The sequence below is a fragment of the Nocardia sp. NBC_00881 genome (assembly GCF_045207455.1).
Classification (GTDB): domain Bacteria; phylum Actinomycetota; class Actinomycetes; order Mycobacteriales; family Mycobacteriaceae; genus Nocardia.
Genome location: NZ_CP108798.1, coordinates 4,366,123 through 4,389,290, shown reverse-complemented (window position 1 = coordinate 4,389,290; position 23,168 = coordinate 4,366,123). Strand labels below are relative to the sequence as shown.

22 protein-coding genes are annotated in these 23,168 nt (G+C 66.2%); 12 read left to right on the top strand and 10 right to left on the bottom strand.

The window, feature by feature from the left end:
• The first annotated feature begins 44 nt into the window (after nt 1-44).
• From OH799_RS18355 to OH799_RS18340, 4 genes are read left to right on the top strand one after another with little or no spacing between them, the layout of a single operon-like run.
• On the top strand, nt 45-899 hold the full coding sequence (locus OH799_RS18355) for a PHP domain-containing protein (RefSeq protein WP_406265417.1): 855 nt from the start codon (nt 45-47) through the stop codon (nt 897-899).
• Nucleotides 896-1,162: a hypothetical protein gene (locus tag OH799_RS18350; protein ID WP_406265414.1), complete on the top strand. Its 267-nt coding sequence runs from the start codon at nt 896-898 to the stop codon at nt 1,160-1,162. Before OH799_RS18355 ends, OH799_RS18350 begins: the two co-directional genes overlap by 4 nt.
• Before the next feature lie 51 nt (nt 1,163-1,213).
• The gene (locus OH799_RS18345) at nt 1,214-2,545 is read left to right on the top strand and encodes a hypothetical protein (protein WP_406265412.1); all 1,332 of its coding nucleotides are present in this window, start codon (nt 1,214-1,216) and stop codon (nt 2,543-2,545) included.
• Entirely contained in the window at nt 2,533-3,753 is a 1,221-nt protein-coding gene (locus OH799_RS18340) for an NADP-dependent malic enzyme (protein WP_406265409.1), read from the top strand. The genes OH799_RS18345 and OH799_RS18340 overlap by 13 nt, the downstream gene beginning before the upstream one ends.
• Nucleotides 3,754-3,849: 96 nt before the next feature.
• Here OH799_RS18340 and OH799_RS18335 read toward each other — a convergent pair whose 3' ends face one another.
• From OH799_RS18335 to OH799_RS18320, 4 genes are read right to left on the bottom strand one after another with little or no spacing between them, the layout of a single operon-like run.
• The gene (locus OH799_RS18335; protein ID WP_406265407.1) at nt 3,850-4,566 is read right to left on the bottom strand and encodes an ABC transporter permease; all 717 of its coding nucleotides are present in this window, start codon (nt 4,564-4,566) and stop codon (nt 3,850-3,852) included.
• A complete protein-coding gene (locus OH799_RS18330) occupies nt 4,563-5,231 on the bottom strand; it encodes an ABC transporter permease (protein WP_406265404.1) in 669 nt (222 codons plus the stop codon). Before OH799_RS18330 ends, OH799_RS18335 begins: the two co-directional genes overlap by 4 nt.
• Before the next feature lie 34 nt (nt 5,232-5,265).
• Entirely contained in the window at nt 5,266-6,414 is a 1,149-nt protein-coding gene (locus tag OH799_RS18325) for an ABC transporter ATP-binding protein (protein ID WP_406265401.1), read from the bottom strand.
• Between the two features lie 11 nt (nt 6,415-6,425).
• Nucleotides 6,426-7,310, bottom strand: coding sequence for an ABC transporter substrate-binding protein (locus tag OH799_RS18320; RefSeq protein ID WP_406282253.1), 885 nt, complete (start codon nt 7,308-7,310; stop codon nt 6,426-6,428).
• A gap of 244 nt (nt 7,311-7,554) precedes the next feature.
• On the opposite strand from OH799_RS18320, the gene OH799_RS18315 reads away from it, so the two are divergent.
• Together OH799_RS18315 and OH799_RS18310 are read left to right on the top strand one after the other, a co-directional pair.
• Entirely contained in the window at nt 7,555-8,448 is an 894-nt protein-coding gene (locus tag OH799_RS18315; RefSeq protein ID WP_406265398.1) for a glycine betaine ABC transporter substrate-binding protein, read from the top strand.
• Between the two features lie 113 nt (nt 8,449-8,561).
• The gene (locus tag OH799_RS18310) at nt 8,562-8,729 is read left to right on the top strand and encodes a hypothetical protein (protein WP_406282921.1); all 168 of its coding nucleotides are present in this window, start codon (nt 8,562-8,564) and stop codon (nt 8,727-8,729) included.
• A gap of 11 nt (nt 8,730-8,740) precedes the next feature.
• Here OH799_RS18310 and OH799_RS18305 read toward each other — a convergent pair whose 3' ends face one another.
• A complete protein-coding gene (locus tag OH799_RS18305; RefSeq protein ID WP_406265395.1) occupies nt 8,741-9,946 on the bottom strand; it encodes a M20 family metallopeptidase in 1,206 nt (401 codons plus the stop codon).
• A 589-nt stretch (nt 9,947-10,535) separates the two neighbouring features.
• Here OH799_RS18305 and OH799_RS18300 point away from each other — a divergent pair.
• From OH799_RS18300 to OH799_RS18280, 5 genes are all read left to right on the top strand, one after another.
• Nucleotides 10,536-10,952 carry a hypothetical protein gene (locus tag OH799_RS18300; protein ID WP_406265392.1) on the top strand — a complete coding sequence of 139 codons (417 nt, stop codon included), beginning with the start codon at nt 10,536-10,538 and terminating at the stop codon, nt 10,950-10,952.
• A gap of 626 nt (nt 10,953-11,578) precedes the next feature.
• Nucleotides 11,579-11,707 (top strand): hypothetical protein, encoded by a 129-nt coding sequence (locus tag OH799_RS18295; protein WP_406265389.1) that lies wholly within the window; start codon nt 11,579-11,581, stop codon nt 11,705-11,707.
• A gap of 41 nt (nt 11,708-11,748) precedes the next feature.
• Nucleotides 11,749-13,041 carry a cytochrome P450 gene (locus tag OH799_RS18290; protein ID WP_406265386.1) on the top strand — a complete coding sequence of 431 codons (1,293 nt, stop codon included), beginning with the start codon at nt 11,749-11,751 and terminating at the stop codon, nt 13,039-13,041.
• Nucleotides 13,042-13,145: 104 nt separating this feature from the next.
• Nucleotides 13,146-14,591, top strand: a complete 1,446-nt coding sequence (locus OH799_RS18285) for a UbiD family decarboxylase (RefSeq protein WP_406265385.1) — start codon at nt 13,146-13,148, stop codon at nt 14,589-14,591.
• Nucleotides 14,591-15,226 carry a UbiX family flavin prenyltransferase gene (locus OH799_RS18280; protein ID WP_406265382.1) on the top strand — a complete coding sequence of 212 codons (636 nt, stop codon included), beginning with the start codon at nt 14,591-14,593 and terminating at the stop codon, nt 15,224-15,226. Before OH799_RS18285 ends, OH799_RS18280 begins: the two co-directional genes overlap by 1 nt.
• A 5-nt stretch (nt 15,227-15,231) precedes the next feature.
• Here the strand turns inward: OH799_RS18280 and OH799_RS18275 are convergent, their stop codons facing one another.
• The 5 genes from OH799_RS18275 to OH799_RS18255 all read right to left on the bottom strand — a co-directional run bounded on the left by OH799_RS18275 (nt 15,232) and on the right by OH799_RS18255 (nt 22,210).
• Entirely contained in the window at nt 15,232-16,887 is a 1,656-nt protein-coding gene (locus OH799_RS18275) for a molybdopterin-dependent oxidoreductase (RefSeq protein ID WP_406265379.1), read from the bottom strand.
• A 116-nt stretch (nt 16,888-17,003) separates the two neighbouring features.
• Nucleotides 17,004-18,797 (bottom strand): AMP-dependent synthetase/ligase, encoded by a 1,794-nt coding sequence (locus tag OH799_RS18270; RefSeq protein WP_406265376.1) that lies wholly within the window; start codon nt 18,795-18,797, stop codon nt 17,004-17,006.
• Nucleotides 18,798-18,916: 119 nt separating this feature from the next.
• Entirely contained in the window at nt 18,917-19,834 is a 918-nt protein-coding gene (locus OH799_RS18265; RefSeq protein ID WP_406265373.1) for an alpha/beta hydrolase, read from the bottom strand.
• Between the two features lie 19 nt (nt 19,835-19,853).
• Nucleotides 19,854-20,684 (bottom strand): SDR family NAD(P)-dependent oxidoreductase, encoded by an 831-nt coding sequence (locus OH799_RS18260; protein ID WP_406265371.1) that lies wholly within the window; start codon nt 20,682-20,684, stop codon nt 19,854-19,856.
• Nucleotides 20,681-22,210, bottom strand: coding sequence for a flavin-containing monooxygenase (locus tag OH799_RS18255; protein ID WP_406265368.1), 1,530 nt, complete (start codon nt 22,208-22,210; stop codon nt 20,681-20,683). Before OH799_RS18255 ends, OH799_RS18260 begins: the two co-directional genes overlap by 4 nt.
• A 120-nt stretch (nt 22,211-22,330) precedes the next feature.
• Here OH799_RS18255 and OH799_RS18250 point away from each other — a divergent pair, with 120 nt between their 5' ends.
• Complete coding sequence (locus OH799_RS18250; RefSeq protein WP_406282250.1) at nt 22,331-22,924, top strand: TetR/AcrR family transcriptional regulator; 594 nt, start codon at nt 22,331-22,333, stop codon at nt 22,922-22,924.
• Nucleotides 22,925-23,168: the final 244 nt, after the last annotated feature.

Below are 23,168 nucleotides of genomic sequence, written 5' to 3'. Positions count from 1 at the left end.
CCTGCGTGTGTGGGCACGGATCCGCGAACTGTAAGACTGGGAACGTGCGCATCGACCTGCATACCCATTCGACGGCGTCCGACGGTACCGACACTCCGGCCGAATTGGTACGGAAGGCGGCCGCCGCGGGCTTGGACGTCGTCGCGATTACCGACCACGACACTACGGCCGGATGGGCGGAGGCAGTCGACGCGCTACCGAAGGGGATGACGCTGGTCCGCGGCATGGAGATGTCCTGCGTCGGGCTCGGCGCGGACGGCTGGCCGGTTCCCGTGCATTTGCTCGCCTACCTGTTCGATCCGGCCGATCGTTGTTTCGCCGACGAACGTGAGCGGCTGCGCGCCGAACGGGTGGAGCGCCTGCGTGCCATGGCGGAGCGGATGGCGGCCGACGGATTGCCGATCGACCCCGATGCCGTGCTCGCCTCGGCCGGGCCGTCCGCGGGCCGTCCGCATCTGGCGCGCGCACTGGTGGCGGCGGGCGTGGTGCCGAGCGTGGACGCCGCGTTCACCGAGCTGCTCGCCCCACACGGTCGCTATTACGCGGAGAAGGCCGACACGCCCCTGCGTCGCGCGGTCGAGATGATCGCCACCGCCGGTGGGGTGAGCGTGCTCGCGCACACCAGGGCGCGCAAGCGGGGCAGGTTGCTCGCGCTCTCGGACATCCGCGAGCTGGCCACCCTGGGGCTGGGCGGTCTGGAGATCGATCATCCCGACCACTCGGCGGCCGATCGTGCGCTGCTGACCGACTTGGCCGCCGAACTCGGTCTGCTCACCACCGGTTCATCGGACTACCACGGCGCGAACAAGACCATCCGGCTCGGTGAATTCACCACCGACGCCGCCCAATTCGAGAAGTTGGTCGGCAAGGCGACCGGGGTGCCGGTGATCGCCTCGTGAGAGTGGTGCGTGGGCTCAGCGGAATCGTTGCCGCCGGCACCTTCGTACTCATGCTCGTCGTTGTCGGCGCCTCGGTGATCGCGGACCGGCGCGGGTTCCCAGGACCCGGCGGGGAGTCGGTCGCCTGGCATGCCGTGATCGCCGCGATAGTCGTTGCGGCGCAGATGTATTCGGATAGGCACCGGGGTTTCGCGGCCCTTTCCGGATCCGCGCTTGTTTTCGTCATGGCAGGCGTATTGCTTTGGACACAATGGTGGAGCTGAGATCGCGGTATTGGTTGCGGCCAGGTGAATCGTGGCCGAGCATTTCTCTGTATGAGTGAACTCGAGACGGACGTACTGGTTCTCGGTGGTGGCCCCGCCGGGACCTGGGCGGCCGTCTCGGCGGCCGCCGCTGGGGCCGGTGTCGTCCTCGCCGACAAAGCGCGATGCGGCTCGAGTGGGCCGACGGCGTTCGGCACCACTTCGCTGTGGAATATTCCGCCGGGCCTGCGCGGGACGAGGCGGTGCAACGGGGGTACGCGCACGGTGGCGGGCTCAGGGATCCGGAGTGGATGCATCGCGTACGCCGCGCTCGACGACATCCCGGATGCCCTGCGCAACCGGCTGATACGGCAACAAGTGGTCGATCGCACCGGGCGAGTTCCGCTGCAAGCCGTGTTGGAGGGCACCGTGCGCGGAACCGGGGGACTGCGGATGACCGGACCGGATTGCGCCACTACGGTCGCCGGACTGTACGCCGCCGGTGACGTCACCAGCCGGGAGCCGATCACTGGCGCCATCAGCGGGTTCGGCGGGCAGGGCGGTGCGTGGGCCGTCGCCTCCGGCGTGTGGGCGGGCGCGGCGGCTGCGAAGTTCGCGCGTACCGCGGAGCGGCGCGCGCCTGCTCGGGAGATGCCGGGCGCCGGGCTCAATGCCGTGGCGCGGATCGACCCTGAGGCCGTGGTCGGGTTGGTGCAGGAGCACACCCTGCCGCTGCGCCGCAGCTACTGGCGCAGCGCGGGCAGCCTGCGCGACAGCATCGGCGAACTGGACGCGATGTGGCCCGGTGCGGAATTCGATCTCGGCGGTAGCGGTGTGGACCGGCTGCACGCCAGGGCAGGCCGCCGCACTGCTCGCGGTGGCGCGGTACACCAAAGACAGCGCGCTGATGCGGACCGAGAGCCGCGGCATGCACCGCCGCATGGTGCGACAGCTCACTGGGCAAGTGGCTGTGCGGTGCGAGTTTCCGCGCACCCAGGGCAATTCCGAGGCCTTTACCGTGGGGTGATGGCGCGCGACACGGCCCAGGGCATACCAGGTTTGGCAACTTCCCTGTCGGGCTGGCAGAATGTGCGGATTCCTTACTTATGCCACCGCCGGGTAAGGGAGCTACGGAGATCTCCGCCTCGCGACACACCGTCGCGACGCGAGGTTCACGCCGCATGTTCTGTCCGGACCACCCGTCCGGTTCTTGCTCCGCGCAGCAGTGCCGTGACACGTCATCGAGATATCGGCGAGCCGTGTTCGTTTTGCTCGCAGCCGCCTCGAAACGTCCCGGTCAGCGCATTCGATGAGCGCAGTGAATCCACTTATACCTATTACCCGGTGGTAACCGTCCCCCGGTTTAGCCCGACCCGAGCAGGAGTGAAATCGTGTCACCTGTGACTGACGCACCGAATGCCACCGCAAACCTTTCCGAAATCACACACGACGAAATTTTCGCGGGTCATCTCGGCGGCAAACTTTCGGTCGAACTCAGCGCGCCCTTGGAGACCCAGCGCGACCTCTCGATCGCCTACACGCCGGGTGTCGCCCAGGTCAGCCGCGCGATCGCGCAGGAAGAGGCGCTGGCCAAGCGCTACACCTGGACGGATCGACTGGTGGTCGTGGTCAGCGACGGCACCGCCGTGCTCGGCCTCGGGGACATCGGCCCGCGCGCCTCGCTGCCGGTGATGGAGGGCAAGGCCGCGCTGTTCAAGAAGTTCGCCGGCCTGAACTCGATCCCGATCGTGCTGGACACCAAGGACGTCGACGAGATCGTCGAGACGCTGATCCGCCTGCGTCCGAGTTTCGGCGCGGTGAACCTGGAGGACATTTCCGCGCCGCGCTGCTTCGAGATCGAGAAGCGAGTCATCGAAGCGCTGGACTGCCCGGTCATGCACGACGACCAGCACGGCACCGCGATCGTGGTGCTCGCAGCCCTCAACGGCGCCGCCAAGGTGCAGGGCCGCGACATCCAGGGCCTGAAGGTCGTGGTGTCCGGCGCGGGCGCGGCGGGGGTCGCGTGCACGAACATCCTGCTTGCCGCAGGCGTCCTGGACGTCACCGTGCTGGACTCGAAGGGCATCGTCAGCAAGGACCGCGGTGACCTCAACGAGGTGAAGGCCGAGCTGGCCACCCGCACCAACCCACGGGGGCGCACCGGAAGCGCCGCCGAAGCGCTGGCGGGCGCCGACGTGTTCCTCGGCCTGTCCGCCGGCCTGATCGCCGAGGAGCTCATCGCTTCGATGGCGCCGGAGTCGATCGTGTTCGCCATGTCCAACCCGGACCCGGAGATCCACCCCGAGGTGGCGCGCAAGTACGCCTCGATCGTGGCCACCGGCCGCAGCGACTTCCCGAATCAGATCAACAACGTGCTGGCGTTCCCCGGCGTTTTCAAGGGCGCGTTGGACGCGGGTGCTCGCCGGATCACCGAGGGCATGAAGATCGCCGCCGCCAACGCCATCCTCGGCGTCGTCGCCGACGAACTGGGCCCTGAGAAGATCGTCCCCAGCCCGCTGGACCCCCGGGTCGCCCCGGCCGTCGCCGAGGCCGTCGCCGCGGCTGCCCATGCCGAGGGCGTCGCGGCTGCCCATGTCGAGGGCGTCGCCTGACCGGCTTCTCCGCGTATCGACCGAGGCGTCCCGCTCGATTCGAGCGGGACGCCTCGGTCGTTCGTATCGAATCCGATGCGTTGCGGCCGGCGGGAGTCAGTCCGCAGTCCGCAAATCGACCGCGGGAGCGACGGCCAGACGCGGTGGCCGGCGCAAGCGGCCGGTCCCCGGTGCGCCGGCCCACACCGTGAACGCGAGCAAGCCGTCGAGCAGCATCGCGAGCACCGCCACCAGGAGGGCGCCGACCAGAACGCGGTCGTAGCGGTAGAGACTGATGCCGTCGAAGATGTAGCGTCCGAGCCCGCCGAGGTTGACGTAGGCAGCGATGGTCGCGGTGGCGACCACCTGGAGGGTGGCGCCACGCAGGCCGGTGAGCAGGATGGGCAGGGCGTTGGGCACTTCCACGCGGAACAGGATCTGGCGTTCGGTCATGCCCATGGCGCGCGAGGCGTCCACGACATCGTCCGGGACATTGGCGATCCCGGCGTAGGCGCCGGCCAGCAGCGGCGGTACGCCGACCGTGATAAGTGCCAGCAGGGGCGGGATGAGGCCGAGGCCGAGCAGCAGCACCAGGAAGGTCAGCAGGCCGAGTGTCGGCAGGGCGCGCATGGCGTTGGCGAAGCCGACCAGCACCGCCGCTCCCCGCCTGGTGTGGCCGATGACCAAGCCGAGCGGGAGCGCGATCACCGCGGAGATGGCGATGGTCAGGAAGCTGTACCAGAGGTGCTGAGCGATCCTGCTGCCGATGCCCGCTGGGCCGTTCCAGTTCGCACCGTCGGTGAGGTAGTGCCAGGCGTCGAGGAAAAGGTTCATGCGGCAGCGGCTTTCGCGTTCGAGGTCCTGGCATCGGCGCGCATCCACGGTGTCGACCAGCGTCCGAGCGCATACACCACCCGATCGGCGATCAATGCGAGCGCCAGCGTCACGATGATGCCCGCGATGATCTCGTCCGGATAGTCGCGCTGATACCCCTGGGTGAACAGCTTGCCGAGCCCACCGACGCCGATCAGCGCGCCGACCGACACCATGGCGATGTTGGTGACCACCACCACCCGCAGGCTGGACACGAACACCGGGACGGCCAGTGGCATGTCGACGGTGAGTGTGCGCCGCAGCGAGCCGAAGCCGACCGCGTCGGCCGCGTCGAGCACGGTGGCGGGCACCGAATCCAGGGCGGCGGGGACGGCGATCACCAGCAGCGCCGTCGAGTAGATGGTGAGCGCGATGATCACATTCAGCGGATCGATGGCCGAAATTCCCACCAGCGGAGGGATGATCACGAACAGCGCCAACGAGGGGATGGTGTAGGCCAGGCTCGCCACGGTCACCGTGACCCGCCGCAACACCGACACGCGGCGCACCAGTGCGCCGACCGGAATCGCGATCACCAACCCCAGCATCAGCGGCACCAGCGCGAGATACAGATGGGTTCCGGTGAAACCCATGATCTCCGAGAAGTTGTCGACGAGGTACTTCATGCCGTCCTCCGGATCTCGGGCATCCGACCGCCGCTCACCGCGCTTCCTGTTCGAAGAAGTGTCGGTTGCGTTCGGCGTCCTCGTCCGCGCGCTGGTTCGCCAACTGCCGCACCACCTCGGTGGCCAATACGCCGCCGCGGACTGCCCCCGCATCGTCCACCGCGACCCCGATTCCGGATGGGGAGGAGATCGCGGCGTCCAGCGCTTGGCGCAGGTCGCCGGCAGGGGTGAACAGCGAGCCGCCCGCGGACATGCTGTCGGCGAGCGAACGTCCGGAGCGCAGCGCCTCGACGCCGGTCACGTCCACCCAGCCGATCGGCTTGCCGGTCGCGTCGACCACCAGCACCCAATCCCCACGGTCCAGCCGTAGCGTGCTCACCTCCTCGGCCACCGCCGTCCGGATCTCCTGCAGCGGCACGTCGTTGGCGATGCGGAAGGACAAGCCCCGATACCCGCGGTCGCGACCGACGAAATCGGCGACGAAATCGGTGGCGGGCTGGGCGAGCAGATGCCGCGGCGGGTCGTGTTGCTGCAACACTCCGCCGCGGCCGAACACCGCTACCCGGTCGCCGAGGGTGATCGCCTCGTCGATGTCGTGTGTCACGAACACGATGGTCTTGTGCAATTCGGCTTGCAGTCTTTGCATTTCGACTTGCAATTCGGCACGCACCACCGGGTCGACCGCGCTGAACGGCTCGTCCATCAGCAGAACCGGCGGGTCGGCGGCCAGGGCGCGCGCCACGCCGACGCGTTGTTGCTGACCGCCGGACAGCTGCGCCGGATACCGCCCGGCCAGTGACCGGTCCAGGCCGACCCGGTCCAGCACCTCGAGGGCCGCGGACCGGGCCGCGCGTCGCGAGTCGCCGCGTAGCACCGGAACGGTGGCCACGTTGTCGAGGACCGTGCGGTGCGGCAGCAGCCCGCCGCTTTGGATCACGTACCCGATACCGAGGCGTAGCCGGACCGGATCGACCGTCGAAATATCTTGTTCGGCCACGGTGATCGTGCCCGAGCTGGGGGTGATCATCCGGTTGATCATCCGCATGGAGGTGGTCTTGCCGCAGCCGGATGGACCGACGAACACGGTGAACGAACCCGATTCGATGCGCAGATCGAGGTCGGTGACGGCATGCGTGCCATCCGGATAGGTCTTGCTGATACCGGAGAACTCGATATCGGACAACGCTGCTTCTCCTATCCGTTCGGCCTGTTCAGCCCCTGGGCAGCCACCCAGGCCACGGCCGCGGCCTTGGGCTCGGTCTTGCTGGTGCCCGAGACCGCGTCGTTCAGCTTGATCAGCTCGGCGGTGGTCAGCGCGGCCGACGCCGCATTGAGTGCGGCGAGCGCCTTGTCCGACTTCTTGGCCACGTTGACCAGCGGGACGATGTTCTGCGCCGGGAAGTTGTGCTTCGGATCCGCCAAGACCACCAGGTCGTTCTGCGCGATGGCGGGCGAGGTGGTGAAGATATTGGCGGCGGTCACCTGGCCGTCCACCAGTGCGCGCACCGTGGCGGGCCCGCCGCCGTCGGCGATCGGCACGAAGTTGTTCGCGGCGATGTCGAGACCGTAGTTCTTCTTCAGACCGGGCAGACCGACCGGGCGCTCCTGGAATTCGGCGGGCGCGCCGAACTTCACCTCGGCCGAATGCGCGGCCAGGTCCGCGATCGTGCGCAAGTTCCAGCGTTGGGCGGTGGCGCGGGTGACAACGACCGCGTCGGAGTCCTCGCCAGGGGCAGGGGTGCCGATGGCCAGGTCGGAGCCGATCGCCTTGCCGAGCGCGCTGTCCACGTCGGCGGCGGTGGTCGCCGTCGCGTTCTCGTCCAGGTACTGGAGCAGGTTGCCGGTGTACTCGGGGACCACCGAGATGGCGCACTGCCGCAGCGCCGGGATATATGCCTCCCGGCTGCCGATGTTGAGCTTGGTGTCCACGGTGAATCCGTTCACCCGCAACACCTCCGCGTACACGTTGGCGATGGTCTCGGACTCCGGGAAGTTCGCTGAGCCGACGATCAGGCCTTCGCCTTCGCAGCTGCCCTTGGCCCCGAGCGGATCGGAATTGCCACAGGAGGACAGGATCATCGCGACGGCGAGGGCCGCGGCGGCAGCAAGGACGCGCGAGGCGCGCAACACGATGCGCAGCGCGGAGCGCCCGTGCCTGGCGGCATCGGTGGTGCGGGTGGATTTCACGGGAGTCCTTCCGGCATGGCGGGCGGTGCGCGGTCTGGAGGCCGTGCGTCCACCGGTACATTCAGGGTGTCCATACTGCCCGCTTCCGGGTGTTCCTGTTGGCTGAGACGGTCCGTCGGAGAGTTGGTGTCGCCGTATGATGTTGGCCACGTCGGTGCGGATGGTCGCGCAATTTCTGGTGGTCGTGGCCGTCGCGCTGGTCGTATCCTGCGGGAACGACGATTCGGGGCCGCTGATCACGGTCGGCGCGGGCGATTCGGTGGAGTCCGCGGTGCTCGCCGAAATCTATGCGGGCGCGCTGGCGCGAACGGGCGCGCGGACCGCGGTCGAATCGCGTCTGGGTGGTCGCTCGGATCACCTGGCCGCGCTCGACGCGGGCCGGGTCGATGTGGTGGGGGAGCACACCGGCGCGTTGCTCGCCCATCTCGACGAGCATGCGGCCGATCGCCTGCCCGCGAAGGTGGCGAGCGCGCTGAGTGCCGCGCTGCCCGAGGGACTGCTGGTGTCCGACATCGCAGACGGTGCCGATCTGCGGCCACGGGTGCTATTGACCGAGCAGGCCGCCGCGCGTGACAACGTGCGATCCGTCGACGATCTGGCACCGCGCTGCGGTGAGCTGACCGTCGGCGTGGCGTCCGCCCCCGGACTGCTGCCGCTTCCGGCCGGACTCGATCGGGTCATCGGATGCGACTTCGCGGCGACCGCGGCGTTTCCGGATTCGGCCGCGCTGCGAAGGGCGTTGCTGGACGGGCAGATTCAAGTCGGTTTGCTGACCGGTCCACCCGAACTCGCTCCCGGCGCCACCGGCGGGCTCGCCGCTCTGTCCGACGACGACTACGCATTGCGCGCCGAGAATGTGCTGCCGCTGTTCCGCAAGGGACTGCTCGACCAGCGGCAGATCAAGAAGCTGAATTATGTCGCGGGCGAGCTGAGGACGGAGGACCTGGCCGTCATGATCCGTCGGGTCCGGGACGATGGTGCCGCGCCGGGCGAGGTCGCACGCGCCTGGTTGGACGAGCACGCGCTGTAGGTCCCGGGTGTCCCCAGGAGCATGATCCGCTGTTCTCCGGGGGCCTTCGATGGGCCGTCGAGCGGGCCGCTGGCGCACGACGGTCGCCAACCGTTGTGGCGACGAGCCTGCTGATGACGCCACCGACCATGGCGGTGATCACCAGGACATTTCCGCGGGATCGGCGCGGCGCGGACATGGGCCTGTGGGATGGCGTCGCGAGCCTGGCCACGCTGGTCGGCCCGATCCTCTGCGGATTCCGCACCGAATCCAGCCTCCCCCTCGACCGGATAATGCCATGAGCTCGAACTCACTACTCGGTCAATCGAGCCATGGCAAACCCTGATAACAGCGCGGCAACCTCCGGCAGTATTGCGTCATCGAATCGGGCCGATGGAGAGTGGTTTCCTGGTGCACGATCGGGATCCGCGTCCGGCGGACAAGCGCCGAACAGTAGCATTGCACCGGGCACGGCATCCAATACCAAGGAGAAGTCCTCCGATGCGTTGATCGGGTGCGGCGCTGTGGCATAACGTCGCTCTCCCAGTAGTTCTCGGACCACATCAGCGGCGAACTCGACTTCACCGGAGTCGTTGACTGTTGCCGAGAACTCTGGTTCGAACCGAATGTCGATATCGACATCATGCGCCATAGCCAGACCTTTGAGACAGCGGGTGAATATCTCTCGTAATCTGGGCTCTGAATCAGAGGAGAACGTGCGGACGGTCGCTTCGAATGATGCGACCTCTGGGATGATGTTGTGACGAGTACCCGCATGTAACGTGCCGACCGTAAGTATGACTGGATCGAACACGTTGAAATTCCGGGTAACCGCAGTCTGCAGTGCACCGATCATCTCGGCAATCGCGGTGATCGGGTCCCTCGTCTTGTCCGGCATCGCACCGTGTCCACCCGGGCCGGAGACCGTAACCTCGAGCGTATATGCAGCGGCCAGCACTACTCCGGGACGGCTGACCACCAGACCGTTGGGAGACTGGCTAGCCGAGACGTGAATAGCATAGGCATGGTCGGCCCGTCGTCCCGCGGCATCGAGCACTCCTTCTCGGATCATTGTCTCGGCGCCGTTCCACCCTTCTTCGCCGGGTTGAAACATGAATACCACGTCGCCGGAGAGCCGGTTTCTCTGTGCGGCCAGTAGGCGCGCGGCGCCTACCAACGCGGTGGTATGCAGATCGTGGCCACAGGCGTGCATCGCGCCGTTCGTCGCAGCGAAGTCTTCACCAGACTGCTCGCGAATTGGTAGCGCATCCATGTCACCGCGCAACAGGACTGTGCTTCGCTCGCCATCAGACGGAGACTCGGCTGTTCCGCGAAGTACTGCCGTGATCGAGGTACTCTCGATCCCGGTCGATATTTCCAGAGGAACGCTATCCAGAGCTTTGAGAACTTTCTCTCTGGTATTCGGTAAAGAGAGGCCGACCTCCGGGTCGCGGTGTATTTCTCGGCGTAGATGCCGAAGTTCGGGACCCATTTCACGAGCGTCGTCCAATAGGTTCATATGTATCTCCTGGTGTCCCTCTTGCGCTATCGTGTGAGCGTTTCGTTACCAGGGATCTTTACACCCGAAGGTGGTCGAGTCCAGGGGGCGATCCCAGGGTCGGCAGGTGAGCGGTAATTCGACGGGCCGGTCGAAATCGTGGGTGTGGTGTCGCGGCGCGGCGGCGATATCAGTGTGCCCGACAGCCGCAGCAGGCCGATGGCGATGTCGCCGAGGGAGCCATACCGTGCGGGAGTGGAACGGTGCGGATTCGCCAGCGGCCCTCATCGAAGGAAACCATGCGGATCCAGTGCGGCTGATCCTCGATCTTCCAATGCCCTGCAACCATCCGGCGACCTGTACGGGGGTGTGTCGGCGACAATGCGGCTGGTGGCGGTGTAGACGGTTTCACGGATCCGTTTGCCGGGCTTGCGCCGCGGACGAGTGCGGGTCAGCCGCAGCACCTGTGCCGCACCGGGAACCCGAGGCCCTCGGAGATGTCCGTCGCCGTCAGCGTACGGGGTGTCCGCCGGCCGTGACCGTGTTCGGCCGAGATCACCAGCAGCGAAATGTCCTTCCAGGACGAAGCTTTGACGCGCTGATGGAAGTTGTGTCGATCAGTCTGGACGGTGCGGATGTAGTGGTCACCGCCGTCGGTGATCATCCGGGTGGTGTCGCGCTGGCAGTATATGGAATCGGGGTGATCACCGCGCGGGTGATGTACAAACATGTCGAAAGCACCTGCAGGCAACATATTTCGCTGGTCCACGCCGACGGCGATCTGTGGGAGCGCGACCGGCATGCTGGCACAGCCCGGCTGTCGGATGCATCAGGTTCCGTGGTGTCACGTGTGCCGAGCATGGTCTTGCCGTCGAATCCGATCGTCCATCCGCTGCCGGATAATGCTGGTGCGCAGCCACATCCACACATCACCTACCTTGTCGAGGGTGTTGCGGCACCTGGTGTAGCAGCCTGCGGATCGTCGCATCCGACGGCGTTCGGCCAGCCGGACCCAGCTGCACCATGACGCCGACAGGCGCGTCAGGAGCCCACTGGGTGATCGCGGCGAACGACCGCGCGCCGGTCGCGTCGCCGTCGGGCATCACGGCTGGCGCGGTGCCCGGCCTGATTGTGGATTCCGCGCCGCTCGGGTGGATCGCCGAGCGTCTTCAACACCTCCAGCAACCACACAGGAATCAGCGACTCGCTGAAGGATCGTTGTCCGTCTCTCCCTGGGCATGGCCCGGCTCGGTATCGGCGAGGAGGTCGAGAGACGATGACAACGCAGGCACGGCAAGGACTTTCGGAACGGACCGGCACGGTAACCAAGATCGCTACCGCAAGCGGCCGACCCCGCCCGATGGGGTGGACCGAAATCGCAGGTAAAGCCCTCATTTCGCCACTCTGCCGCCATCCTGGGGCTCCCCGGCCTCGGGGCTGATCAAGTGCAGTCGAGCACTTCCTGGATGTTCTCGTGGACGGCCGAAGACCGAGTCCCAGGTCCTGGCAAGTGGTTCAAAAAAGTAAAAGTTGTAGGGGGGCGACAGTCGCGATACCCTGTAGACCCCCATCACGATAACGTGTGATATGTGAACGAAGCTGCCACGTAGCAACATTCACCTGGGGTGGTTTGCTAGGACGGAGGACAAGATCATGGATGCTGTGCCAGCTGAGGCGGTTGAGCGCACGGAGCTTCCCACGTGGGAGTACGGGTGGGGAGTGACCGACGGCCCCGGGGTACCGGAAGGCCTGTTCGTCGAGAACTCGGTCAGCCACGACTGATCGGTCAGATCAATAGCTACTGTGTCGAATAGGTGTTGTTAGTGGACACCTCGAGCGCGGAGACGGGTCGTCAGGAGCGCGGGTGGATTTCTCTGCTGCGCGCTCCGGAGACCCGCCCGTTGCCACGCTGTTGGTGGTACGACGCCTCCACGTTGGTGATCGTCGATGCCGCCCTCGCCGAGGAGGTACTGCGCGCTCCTCGGGGCACCTACATTCTTCCGAGCAGGTTTTACGTCGACACGGCTGATGGCTCCGGCGGCGCGCGGACATCGGCCGAGCTGCCGCCCGGCCGAGCTACCGTGCAATCGTGGATGACGCCGGCGTGGACGGCTGCCTCTGTGCGCAAGCTCGCCCCGGCGATGCTGGCCGCGGCCGATGAGGCCCTCGACGCTCATCCACCGGCGGCAACTGGTTGGCCTGCCCTGGAGGGCGCGCTGGAACTCAGCTCCCGGCTGGCTGCATTGCTCTGCCTGGGACCTGACGCCGATCTGGTGACTGGTCTGCACACCACCATGCGCGCGGCCGCTCCCGGTGTCGTGCGTGGCGTCGGCCAACCCAATGACTCCGATGCGAAGGCCCGTTTTGCACAGGCCGCGGCCGGGATCGGGTCCCGCGTTCAGCGTGCCGTCGACCGGCGACGCGGCGGTGTCGACGTCGACAGTCCCGATCTATTGTCGACTCTGCTGGCCGCCGCCCACAAACGTGGCCAAACCGATCTGCGCAGCGTGGTCTTCGCAGTGGCACATGCCTTGTGGCGAGTGGAGACCGGGCCCGGCCTCGTCACCGCGTGGATGCTGCACGAACTAGCAAAACACCCTGACCATCAGAGTCGGCTCCGCCAGGAAGCCTTCGCTGTTCTCGGTAGAACCGGGACGCCCGAAGTGCTCAACCCGGCCGAGCTGATTTCCACCGGCCACGCCATGGACGAGACTCTGCGTCTCTACCCGACCGCATGGATCCAAGGGTGGGTCGCGTGCCGGGCGGTCGACATCGGTGACCAACACCTGGAACCGGGGATGCAGGTTCGCATCGCCGTGTACCCCATCCAACGGGACCCTGCCAATTACCTCGACCCCGAAGCTTTCCGGCCGGAGCGCTGGGCCGACCCGGACCTGGCTGGACCCGCTAATGCATTCCTGCCGTTCTCACTGGGCACCAGTTACTGCAAGGGAACTCATTGGGTACACGCGGTCGCCACCTTGTCCACCGCGGCTATCCTGCGCCGCTACCAACTGGCTCCCACTCCAGGCGCTGAGGTCATCGAGCAGTTCACCTCTCACCTGCAACCGGTCGGGCTGTTCCTGGATACCAACCAGTTACCGACCAACAATTAAGGGCTGCCATCCACATGCCCGTTACCGGCGGGCGTTGATTCCTCCGCTCGCTCTTCGTTGCCATCGCGGCATCATCATCGGTCCGCCTCGGACGGAAGGACGACATGGAAGATCTACGGGACTACATCGAGCAGCTCGAACGGCGACAGCAGCTGCTCCGGATCACCGCTGAGGTCGACTGGAACCAAGAGCTCGGTGCCATCACGCGGCTGGCTTGTGAACGACGGGCGCCTGCACCGCTTTTCGAGAATATCAAGGGATATCCGGGGCACCGCGTGCTTGGGGTGGCAATGGGGCCGGACTCGTCATCGTTGTTCGGTCGGGTGGCGACTGCACTCGAACGTCCCATAGATACTCACCCGCTGGAGCTGATCGAGTCGATTCGGACGAAGCTGAGCAGGCCAGTCGAGCCGGTTGTCGTCGACCGCGGTTCCGCCCCCTGCAAAGAGACAATCCACCGGGGGGATGACGCCAACCTGCTGGATCTGCCAGTGCCGTGGATCAAATCGATCGACGGCGGACGCTATCTTGGGACGTCTTGCATCGTTGTGACCAAGGATCCGGACACCGGTTGGACGAACTGGGGCACATATCGATGCATGCTGCACGACGAGCGCAGCTTCGGCATCCTGCTGCTGCCGAGCGAGCAACACGGCGGCGGGATTCTGGAAAGGTACAAGTCTGCCGGCAAGCCCATGCCCATCGCTGTTGTGATCGGCGCGGATCCGCACTCCAGCCTGGCAGCGATGACGCCTTTCGAGAAAGGGGTGAGTGAGTCCGCTATGGCGGGCGCGCTGAAAGGATCCCCGGTTTCCCTCGTCGAGTGTGAAACAAGTGATCTTCTGGTCCCGGCGACCGCGGAGTTCGTCATCGAGGCGGAAGTGCATCCCGGCGATCTCGCCATGGAAGGACCTTTCGGCGAGTACACCGGTCACGCCGCGCACAGCGGTCTGAGTCCGGTCGCCAGAGTCTCGTGCATCACCCACCGAGCAAATCCGATCTTCACGATGGCTAATCCGAGCAAGCCGTACGACGACAACGGAACGCCGATGTCACTGATGGTCAGCGCCTTGATCAAGAGCCGGCTGGAAGCCGCCGGTGTACCGGGTGCATCCGTCTTCCTGCCGTCTCCACCGATTGTCACCGTAGTTTCAGCCAAGGCACGTCCTGGTCTCGCAAAGCGTGTCTTCGCCTCGGTGTTCTCGGGTTACCGGATGTTCTCCTCGGGTTTGGTCCTGGTGGACGAGGACGTCGACATCACTGACATGGACCAAGTGTGGTGGGCGATCGCGACCCGGTTGCACCCGGACCGTTTCGAAGTGGTCCGGAGGCTTCCCGTGACGAACCCGCTCTTGCCACACCTGACGCCAGAAGAGCGAAGCATGTGGGAGAACAGTGCGTGGATCATGGATGCAACCTTCCCCACCAGCTGGACTTCGGAGTACCGGCACAAACACACCCGGGTAGTCGACTTCGCGGACGGCTGGACCGAAGACATTCAGCGACTCGTTCTCGATCGCTGGGCTGAATACGGTTACGGGCAGCGGTGATGCGCGAGCAGCGACTGATCGTCGCGATGACCGGGGCAACGGGAGCCATCATCGGGATCCGTCTGCTCGAGGCGCTGCGGGCCCTCGAGGTCGAGGTGCATCTGGTACTCAGCGAGTGGGCGAAGCGCACGATCCGGATCGAGACCGACTACTCCGTACCAGATGTGCTGGCTCTCGCCCACCGGCACTACCAGCATTCGAACCAAGCAGCACCGATATCGAGCGGTTCGTTCCGAACCGACGGGATGATCATCGCTCCCTGCAGTATGAATACGCTGGCCGCGATCGCTCATGGTCTGTCGGAGAACTTGATCGCGCGGGCAGCCGATGTGACGATCAAGGAACGGCGGAGGCTCGTGATCGTGCCCCGGGAAACCCCGCTCAGCTCCATCCACCTGCGAAACATGCTTTCCCTCAGTGATGCGGGAGTGTCGGTGGTGCCACCCGTTCCGGCCTTCTACAACCTCCCACAGTCGGTAGATGACCTTGTCATGCACATCGTCGCGCGGGTTCTCGACCAGTTCGGCATCGACAACGAGCTCACTTCTCGCTGGGGCGCACCGAACGCGGTGGCCAATGGGGGCCCTCGCCCCGTGGTGTCCGGGGTCGAGGAACCGGCGGACACCGGTCGATGATCAGCTCAGCCGACCTGGATCGTGACTGCGGGATAGCCGGTGGCGCCGTCGGGGACCACGTCGCGGCGCTCGGCGGTCTGGGTTTCGCCGGTGCCGTCGGTGGCGCGGGCGCGGATGGTGTGCTGGCCGGCGGTGGCATCCCAGTCGAAGACCCACTGTCGCCAGGTGTCGACGGATTGTTCGCCGGCTAGGCGGGCCTGCTGCCACCCGCCGTTGTCGATCTGCACCTCCACGCCGCGGATGCCGCGATGCTGTGCCCAAGCGACACCGGCGATGGGGCGGCGGCCCGGCTCGATGCGACCGCGGACGCGCGGGGTGTCGATGCGGGTGCCGGTCTTGATCGGGCCGAGGGCCGACCAGCCGCGGCGGGTCCAGTAGGCGGTGGCGCGGTCGAAGCGGGTGACTTCCAGTTCGGTCACCCATTTGGTGGCCGAGACGTAGCCGTAGAGACCCGGGACGACCAGGCGGGCGGGGTAGCCGTGTCGCACCGGAAGTGGTTCGCCGTTCATGCCGACGGCAAGCAGAGCATCGCGTCCGTCGGTGAGCACCGACAGCGGAGTACCCGCGGTCCAGCCGTCGGTGCTGTGCGAGAGCACCATGTCGGCGTCCGCGTGCGGTCCCGCCTCGGCGAGCAACCGGTCCAGGCGGTAGCCGAGCCAGCGGGCGTTGCCGATCAGGTCGCCGCCGACCGGGTTCGACACACAGGCCAGGGTGACCAGACGTTCCTCCACCGGCCGATCGGCCAGATCCGCCCAGGTGAGCTCGAGTTCGCGGTCCACCATGCCGTGGATGCGCAGTGACCAGGAATCCTTGGACACCTGGGGCACGATCAGCGCGGTGTCGATCCGGTAGAAGTCATCGTTCGCGGTCAGGTACGGCGTCAGCCCGGGAACACGCAGGTCCACGCCAGGCGCGAGAGGCTGCGCGGGAGCGCTCGGCTCCGGCAGCCGCACCGTGGCGCGCTCACCGGACACATCTCGCCGCCGGGCACCTAGGAGCCGCCCGCCGAACCCGGTCACCACGGCCGAACCGCCCGCCACCAGCAGACCTTGCAAAACCTGCCGCCGCTCCGGGGCGGCGCCCCGCTGCGCCGGGTCGACCGCCGTCGCGGATGACGCGGCCGGCACCGGCGCAGCGCCGACGGGCGTGGCTTCGTCGTTCGGCTTGCCGGATTCGCTTCCCCCGTCCTGTATTCCGCGTTCTCGCCGCTCGAACGCAGAAGACTTTTCGGCCTCGGACTTGCTCTCGATCCGGTGGGTCAGCACCCGCAGCGTATAGATACCGACGGCGACACCGACGACCGTCGGTAGCGCACTGGCGATGCTGGTGCGGGCCACCGCCGCGCCTGCGGCGATTACTCCGACGGCGGTGAGCAACAGAGAGCCCACGGCACGGGTCGGGCGTTCGACCGCCCCCGCCAGCCCGGCGACGACCAGGGCAACAACGCCCATGATCAGGTACAGCACTGACTTGTCGTTGGTCCCGAAGGTATCGATAGCCCACTCGCGTAGGCCGTCGGGCGTGTGATCGATCACGACGGAGCCGAGGGCGTTGAGCGGGGCGCTCCCGGCCCCCGAGAACGCCGCGAGCAGTTCGGCGACGCCGAGCGTCAGCCCCGCCGAGACGGTCCCGGCCACCACCCGCAGTCGCAGATCGGCCATGAGCTCGAGCCTACTGCCGGTCGCGGCGAGGTGTCCGGCTCCACCCGACGCGGTCGCCGAGGTCCGGAAAGGAGGAAGGCGCTGCCCGCGCAACATGCGGACAGTGCCTCGCTGGGTCAGCCGTAGAGGTTCGCCACGTCCTCAGCGTGTTGCTTCATGACGATCGCACGCTTGAGCGACATCTTCGGGGTGAGCTCGCCGGTCTCCTGGGTCCAGTCGATCGGCAGGATGCGGATCTTCTTGATCTGCTCGGCGTGCGAGACTTTCTTGTTCGTCTCGGCCACCGCGGCGTTGATCTCGGCGACCAGGTCTTGGTTCTCGATGAGTTTCTCGATGGGGGTGTCGGCGGGCAGGTTGTTGCGCTCCTTCCAGCCGGACAGAGTCTCCGGGTCGAGGGTGATCAGCGCACCGATGAACGGCTGGCCGTCCCCGACCACCATCACCTGGCTGATCAGCGGGTGGGCCCGCAGCGAGTCCTCGAGCAGTGCCGGGGAGACATTCTTGCCACCGGCGGTGACGATGATCTCCTTTTTGCGGCCGGTGATCGTAATGAAGCCGTCCGCATCGATGGCACCCAGGTCACCGGTCTTGAACCAGCCGTCCTCGAACGCTTCCTCGGTTGCCTCGGCATTGCCCCAGTAGCCATTGAACACCACCGGGCCGCGAAGCAGCAGCTCGCCGTCTTCGGCGATCTTGGCGGCGTGGCCCTCCAACGGGCGTCCGACCGTGCCGATCCGGTTGTAATCCGGAGTGTTCGCGGCGACGGCCGCGGTGGTCTCGGTGAGGCCGTAGCCCTCGAAGATATTCAAGCCGGCGCCGCGGAAGAAATGGCCGAGGCGCGCGCCGAGCGGGCCCCCGCCGGACATAGTCGCCTCGCACTGGCCGCCGAGCACGGCCCGCAGCTTGCTGTAGACCAGCTTGTCGAACAGGGCGTGCTTCAGCCTGAGCACGAGACCGGGGCCGCCGTTGTCGATCGACTCGCTCCACGCGATGGCGGTGTCCGCGGCCGCGTCGAAGATCTTGCCCTTGCCGCCGTCGTGCGCCTTCTGCCTGGCGCTGTTGAACACCTTCTCGAAGACGCGCGGCACCGAGACGATGAAGTGCGGCCGGTAACTGCCGAACTGCTCGACCAGGGTGGACCAGTCGGCGGTGTGCGCGACGATCACCTTGGCGTCGAACGCGGCCAATGCCAGGCCGCGCGCGAAGACGTGCGCCAGCGGAAGGAACTCGAGGGTCTTCTTACCCTCGGCGATGTACTTGCCCAGCGCGATCCGGCCGGCTACGGACTCGGCGTAGAGGTTGGCGTGCGAGAGCATCACGCCCTTGGGCCTGCCGGTGGTGCCGGAGGTGTAGATCAGGGTGGCCGGCGACGCGGCGTTGACCTGAGCGCGGCGATCGTGCACCGCTTGGTCGTCCAGCTCGGCGCCTCGCTTGGTCAGGTCGTCGAGCGCGTCCTTGTCGATCTGCAGGATCTCCTGCAGGTCGGGAAGCGACCCGGTTTCGATCTCGTCGATGACCTTGCGGTGCTTGTCGTTGTCCAGGATGAGCAACTTGGTCGCGGAGTCCTGCAGGATCCACTTGGCCTGCTCGGCAGCGGAGCTGTCGTAGATAGCGACAGTGCACCCGCCCGCGGCCCAGATGGCGAAGTCGAGCACGGCCCACTCGTACCGGGTCGGGGCCATAATGGCGACGCGCTCGCCGAGTTCGATGCCGGAGGCGATCAAGCCCTTCGCCACGCCGGTAACGGTTTTCGCGAATTCCGCGGCCGTCACGTCCCGCCAGCCGCCGCTGCCGTTCGGTACGTTGAACAGCACCGCGTTCGGTGTCTGTTCGCCGAAGCGGAAGACATTATCGGAATTGTTCGCGTCGTCCGGAATGGTGAATGAAGCCGGGACTTCGAACTCTCGCATCAGTGCCCTTCCACGTGTGTTTACTCGCCAGTAATCTACGACACCCGGGCTGGGGCCGTGGTGACAACCACCGAAAAACGGATCCGTACCCGATAGTGGAGAATGGATACGCTCTATATTCATCCTAGGTCGCGCAGGTCCGCTGGCTGGATCGCTTCGCGAAGGAACTCGGCGAGTTCGCGCAACGCGGCGGCAGCGGGCGCCACCAGCGCGGCCTGCAACTGCGCGACGTGCCAGAGGCCCGCGCTCTCGGTGAAGCGGACTTGTACGCCCGCCGCCCGCAGCGCGGCGACCAGGTCGACGCACTGCCCGTGCAGCAGCTCGCTGACGTCGACCTGCACATAGGTCGGCGGCAGGCCGCGCAGCTCACCGGTCAGCGGAGCGTAGCCGGGATCGGTCGGGTTTCCGGCACCCAGATATGCGGCCGCGCACGCCCGCGACCACGGTGTGTTGATCACCAGATCGCGCTCGCGGTCGGGGATCAGGTTGGGATCTCCCCACGGCGCGATCAGGCCGAGCGCGGCGGGAGTGTGCCCGTGCCGCGCGATCAGACGCTGCGCCAGCGCCAGCGAGAGTCCGCCGCCCGCGGAGTCACCGGAGACGGTGATCTGATCCGGGCGGTAGCCCGCGCTCGACACCAGCTCGAGGAATGCCGCCTCGGCGTCGTCCAGCGCGGCGGGGAACGGGTACTCCGGCGCCAGCCGGTAGTCGAGGACGTAGACCGGGCAGCCGGTGTCGCGCGCGAGCCGGGCTGCCAGCGAACGGTGTGTCGCGAGGGAACCGACCACGTACCCGCCGCCGTGCAGGTAGAGCACGGCGCCCCGCGAGGAAAAGTCTCCGCCGGTGATCCGCTCCGCCGGCCTGCCGCCGAGACGCATCGTTCGCACGACGCTGCCCCCGGGCACCGGCTGCGCCCGCGAACTCACGTCGAGCAGTAGGCGTTGCATCGGAAACGACAACCCCTTGTTGAGCGTGACCCGGAAGATCGGATTCAGTACTGCCCGCGCCACGGGCAGCGGAAGGTTGATGTCCCGCATGTTGTTCCTCGAATCCGGATCAGGGCAGGAAGCGGCGCTCGACGCCGGCCGCGATGCGCTGGTAGCCCGACGCGGTGACCCGCACGAAGACGTCGAGCAGCTTGGCCTCCCAGCCGATCAGCACGCGGCCCTGCCCCTTGCGCACGCCTTCGGTGATGGCCTGCGCGGCCATCTCCGCGGTGTGAATGGCCAACTTCTTGTCGAACATCGCCGCGGCCGACGTGCTGTCGATGCCTTCGGCGTAGCTGGCGTTACGCGCCACTGCCGTCTTGATGCCGCCGGGGTGCACACAGGTCACCTTGACCGGGTACCGGGCGACCAGCATTTCCTGGCGCAGCGACTCGGTAAAGCCGCGCACCGCGAACTTGGCCGCGTTGTATGCGCTCTGGCCGGGAATCGCGATCAGGCCGAACAGGCTGGACACATTGACGATGTGGCCGTCGCCGGATTCGATGACCATCGGCAGGAACGCCTTGGTGCCGTTGACGACACCCCAGAAGTCGACGTCCATGACGCGCTCGAAGTCCTTGAATTTCGAACGGATCACCTCGCCGTGGTGGGCGATGCCCGCGTTGTTGTAGACCTGGTGCACCGTGCCGAAGTGCGCCTTCACCGTGTCGGCGTAGTGCAGCACCGCTTCGCGCTCGACCACGTTCAGCCGGTCGGATTCGACTTCGGCGCCGAGCTGTTCGCAACGGCGCGTTGTCTCGGCGAGCCCCTCGGTGTCGATATCGGACAGGGCCAGTTTGGCGCCGCGCGCGGCGAGATTCTCGGCCAGCGCGCGACCGATACCGGAGCCCGCTCCGGTGATCACACAGACTTTGTTCTTGAAGTAAGCGTCATTGCTCACTGTGCTACCGCTTTCAGGTCGGCTCGGGAGAGGGATACGTCGTAAGCGGCCACGTCGAATCTCTTGGTCCGCCTGCGGAATTCGAAAGTGAAGTCAGGCCACAGTGTGGTGTTGTTGCCGTGCTTGTCCAGGTACCAGCTGGAGCAGCCGCCGGTCACCCAGACGCTGCCGGACAGCTTCTGCTGCAGGTCCTTGTTGTAAGCATCCTGCATATCGCGGCGGACCTCAACGGTCCGAAGTCCCATTCGGTCGATGGTGGCCAGCGCGTCGGCGACGTAGTTGATCTGCGATTCGATCATGTACACCATCGATGTGTGCCCGAGGCCGACGTTCGGGCCGAGTAGGAAGAACATATTGGGGAAGTTGGCGATCGTGCTGCCCTTATAGCCCTGCTGGCCGATCTCGTCGAAGACCTCCGACAGGGTGCGACCATCGCGGCCTGCGATCGTGTTGTAGGTCGGCGAGTCGGTGACGTGGAAGCCGGTCGCGACGATCAGGGCGTCGATCTCCCGCGCGGTGCCGTCCTTGGTGACGATCGAGTTCTTGCGGACCTCGGCGATGCCGTCGGTGATCACGTCCACGTTGGGCCGGGCCAGCGTCGGATAGTAGTCGTTGGAAATCAGCATGCGCTTGCAGCCGATCCGGAAGTTCGGGGTGACTTTGGCGCGTAGCTCGGGATCGCGGATCTCCCGCCGCAGCTTCGCCTTCGCGAGCAGCTCGAACACCTGCATCAACGCGGGAAACTTGGCGAGGCCGACCACCTGGGTCTCGCGCGCGGCGTAGATCGCCGCACGGGATAGACGCTGTAGGCCGGGCACGTACCTGAAGGCCAGCCGCTCGGCCTTGGTGTACGAGCGGTCCAGGCGCGGCAGCAGCCAGGGCGCGGTGCGCTGGTAGACGTCCAGCCGGCCGACCTTCGGGGCGATGGCTGGCACAATCTGGATGGCCGAGGCGCCGGTGCCGATGATGGCGACCCGCTTGCCGGTGAGGTCGGCGTCGTGGTTCCACCGCGCGGAGTGGAAGATTTCGCCCTCGAACCCGTTGATGCCCTTGATGTCCGGCAGCGCGGGCTCGCACAGTGCGCCGACCGCGGACACCACGGTGTCCGCGGTGAAGCTGCCCTGGCTGGATTCGATCTCCCACACCGCGGAGTCGTTGTTCCAGCGGGCACGGGTCACGTCGCAGTCGAAGATGTGCTTATCGCGCACGCCGTAGCGGGTGGACACGTTCTCGATGTACTGCTGGATCTCGCTTTGACAGGAGAACGACCGCGTCCAGTCCGGGTTGAGTTCGAAGGAGTACGAATACAGGTGCGAGGGGACGTCGCAGGCCGCGCCGGGGTAGGTGTTGTCGCGCCAGGTACCGCCGACATCGCTGCCGCGTTCCAGCACAAGGTAATCATCGCGACCCTGCTGGGCCAGTCGGATGGCCAGACCCAGACCCGCGAACCCGCTGCCGATGATGATCGTCTTGGCGTGGCGGGTGGGCCGGTCGGCGACTATTTTGTCTGTAACCTTGCGACTCATGTATCTGAGGATACGGTTCAGCTGAGTGGCAGTCAACAGTATTGACTAGCGTTCAGTAAGCGTCGGTAGCATAGTCCGGTGAGCAGGAGGAGTTCCGGGGAAGCCGCCAAACGGGTCCGCATGAGTCCGGACGAACGCCGCGAGCAGCTGATTGCCTTGGGCGCCAGGATGCTCGGCGATCGAGCCATCGAAGACATCTCCGTCAGCGAGATCGCCGAAAAGGCAGGCATCTCCCGCGGTCTGCTCTTCCACTACTTCCCGACCAAGCAGGACTTTCAGCTGGCGATCGTGCGGCATGCCAATGCCGAACTGCTCGAGCGCGTCACCCCGGACCGCAGTCTGGGCGTCTTCGAGATGTTGCGCGACTCGATCGAGCGTTATGTCGAATACGTCAGTGAGAACCGCACCTCGTACCTCGCGCTGCTGCGCGGCCCCACCAGCGTCAGCCCCGACCTTGCCCCGCTGGCCGACCAGACCCGCGACGCCATCATCGGCATCATCCTTACCGAGGCTTCCATCCCTGTCGACGACGCCGGCCGGCCCCGCCTCACGCTCGCCATGCGCGGCTGGATCGCCTTCGTCGAGGAAACCACCCTCACCTGGTTGCACACCGAACCTGTCCCGCGCGACGACCTCATCGATCTACTCGTCGAATCCCTCATCGCCATAGCCTTTTCCGTCGACCCGGCGCTGGCGGCCGCGCTGCGTGGCTGACCGCCGGCCCTTTTGTCGGCGGACGACGTGCGGTAATTCGCCGAAGTGCTTACGGCGTTGTGCGGGTCGGTGCCTATCGAGTAGGTCGACGTGGAACACCCGATCACCGCGATGCGGTGATCGTTCACGTGTAGCCAGCTCTACCGCTACACGCCGTCGGAATTCTCTGGTCGCGCAGACATTCCTGACCGTGAGCGTGACGCGCACGCTGTCACGGTCCCCTGCCCCCATACCGGACATGGTC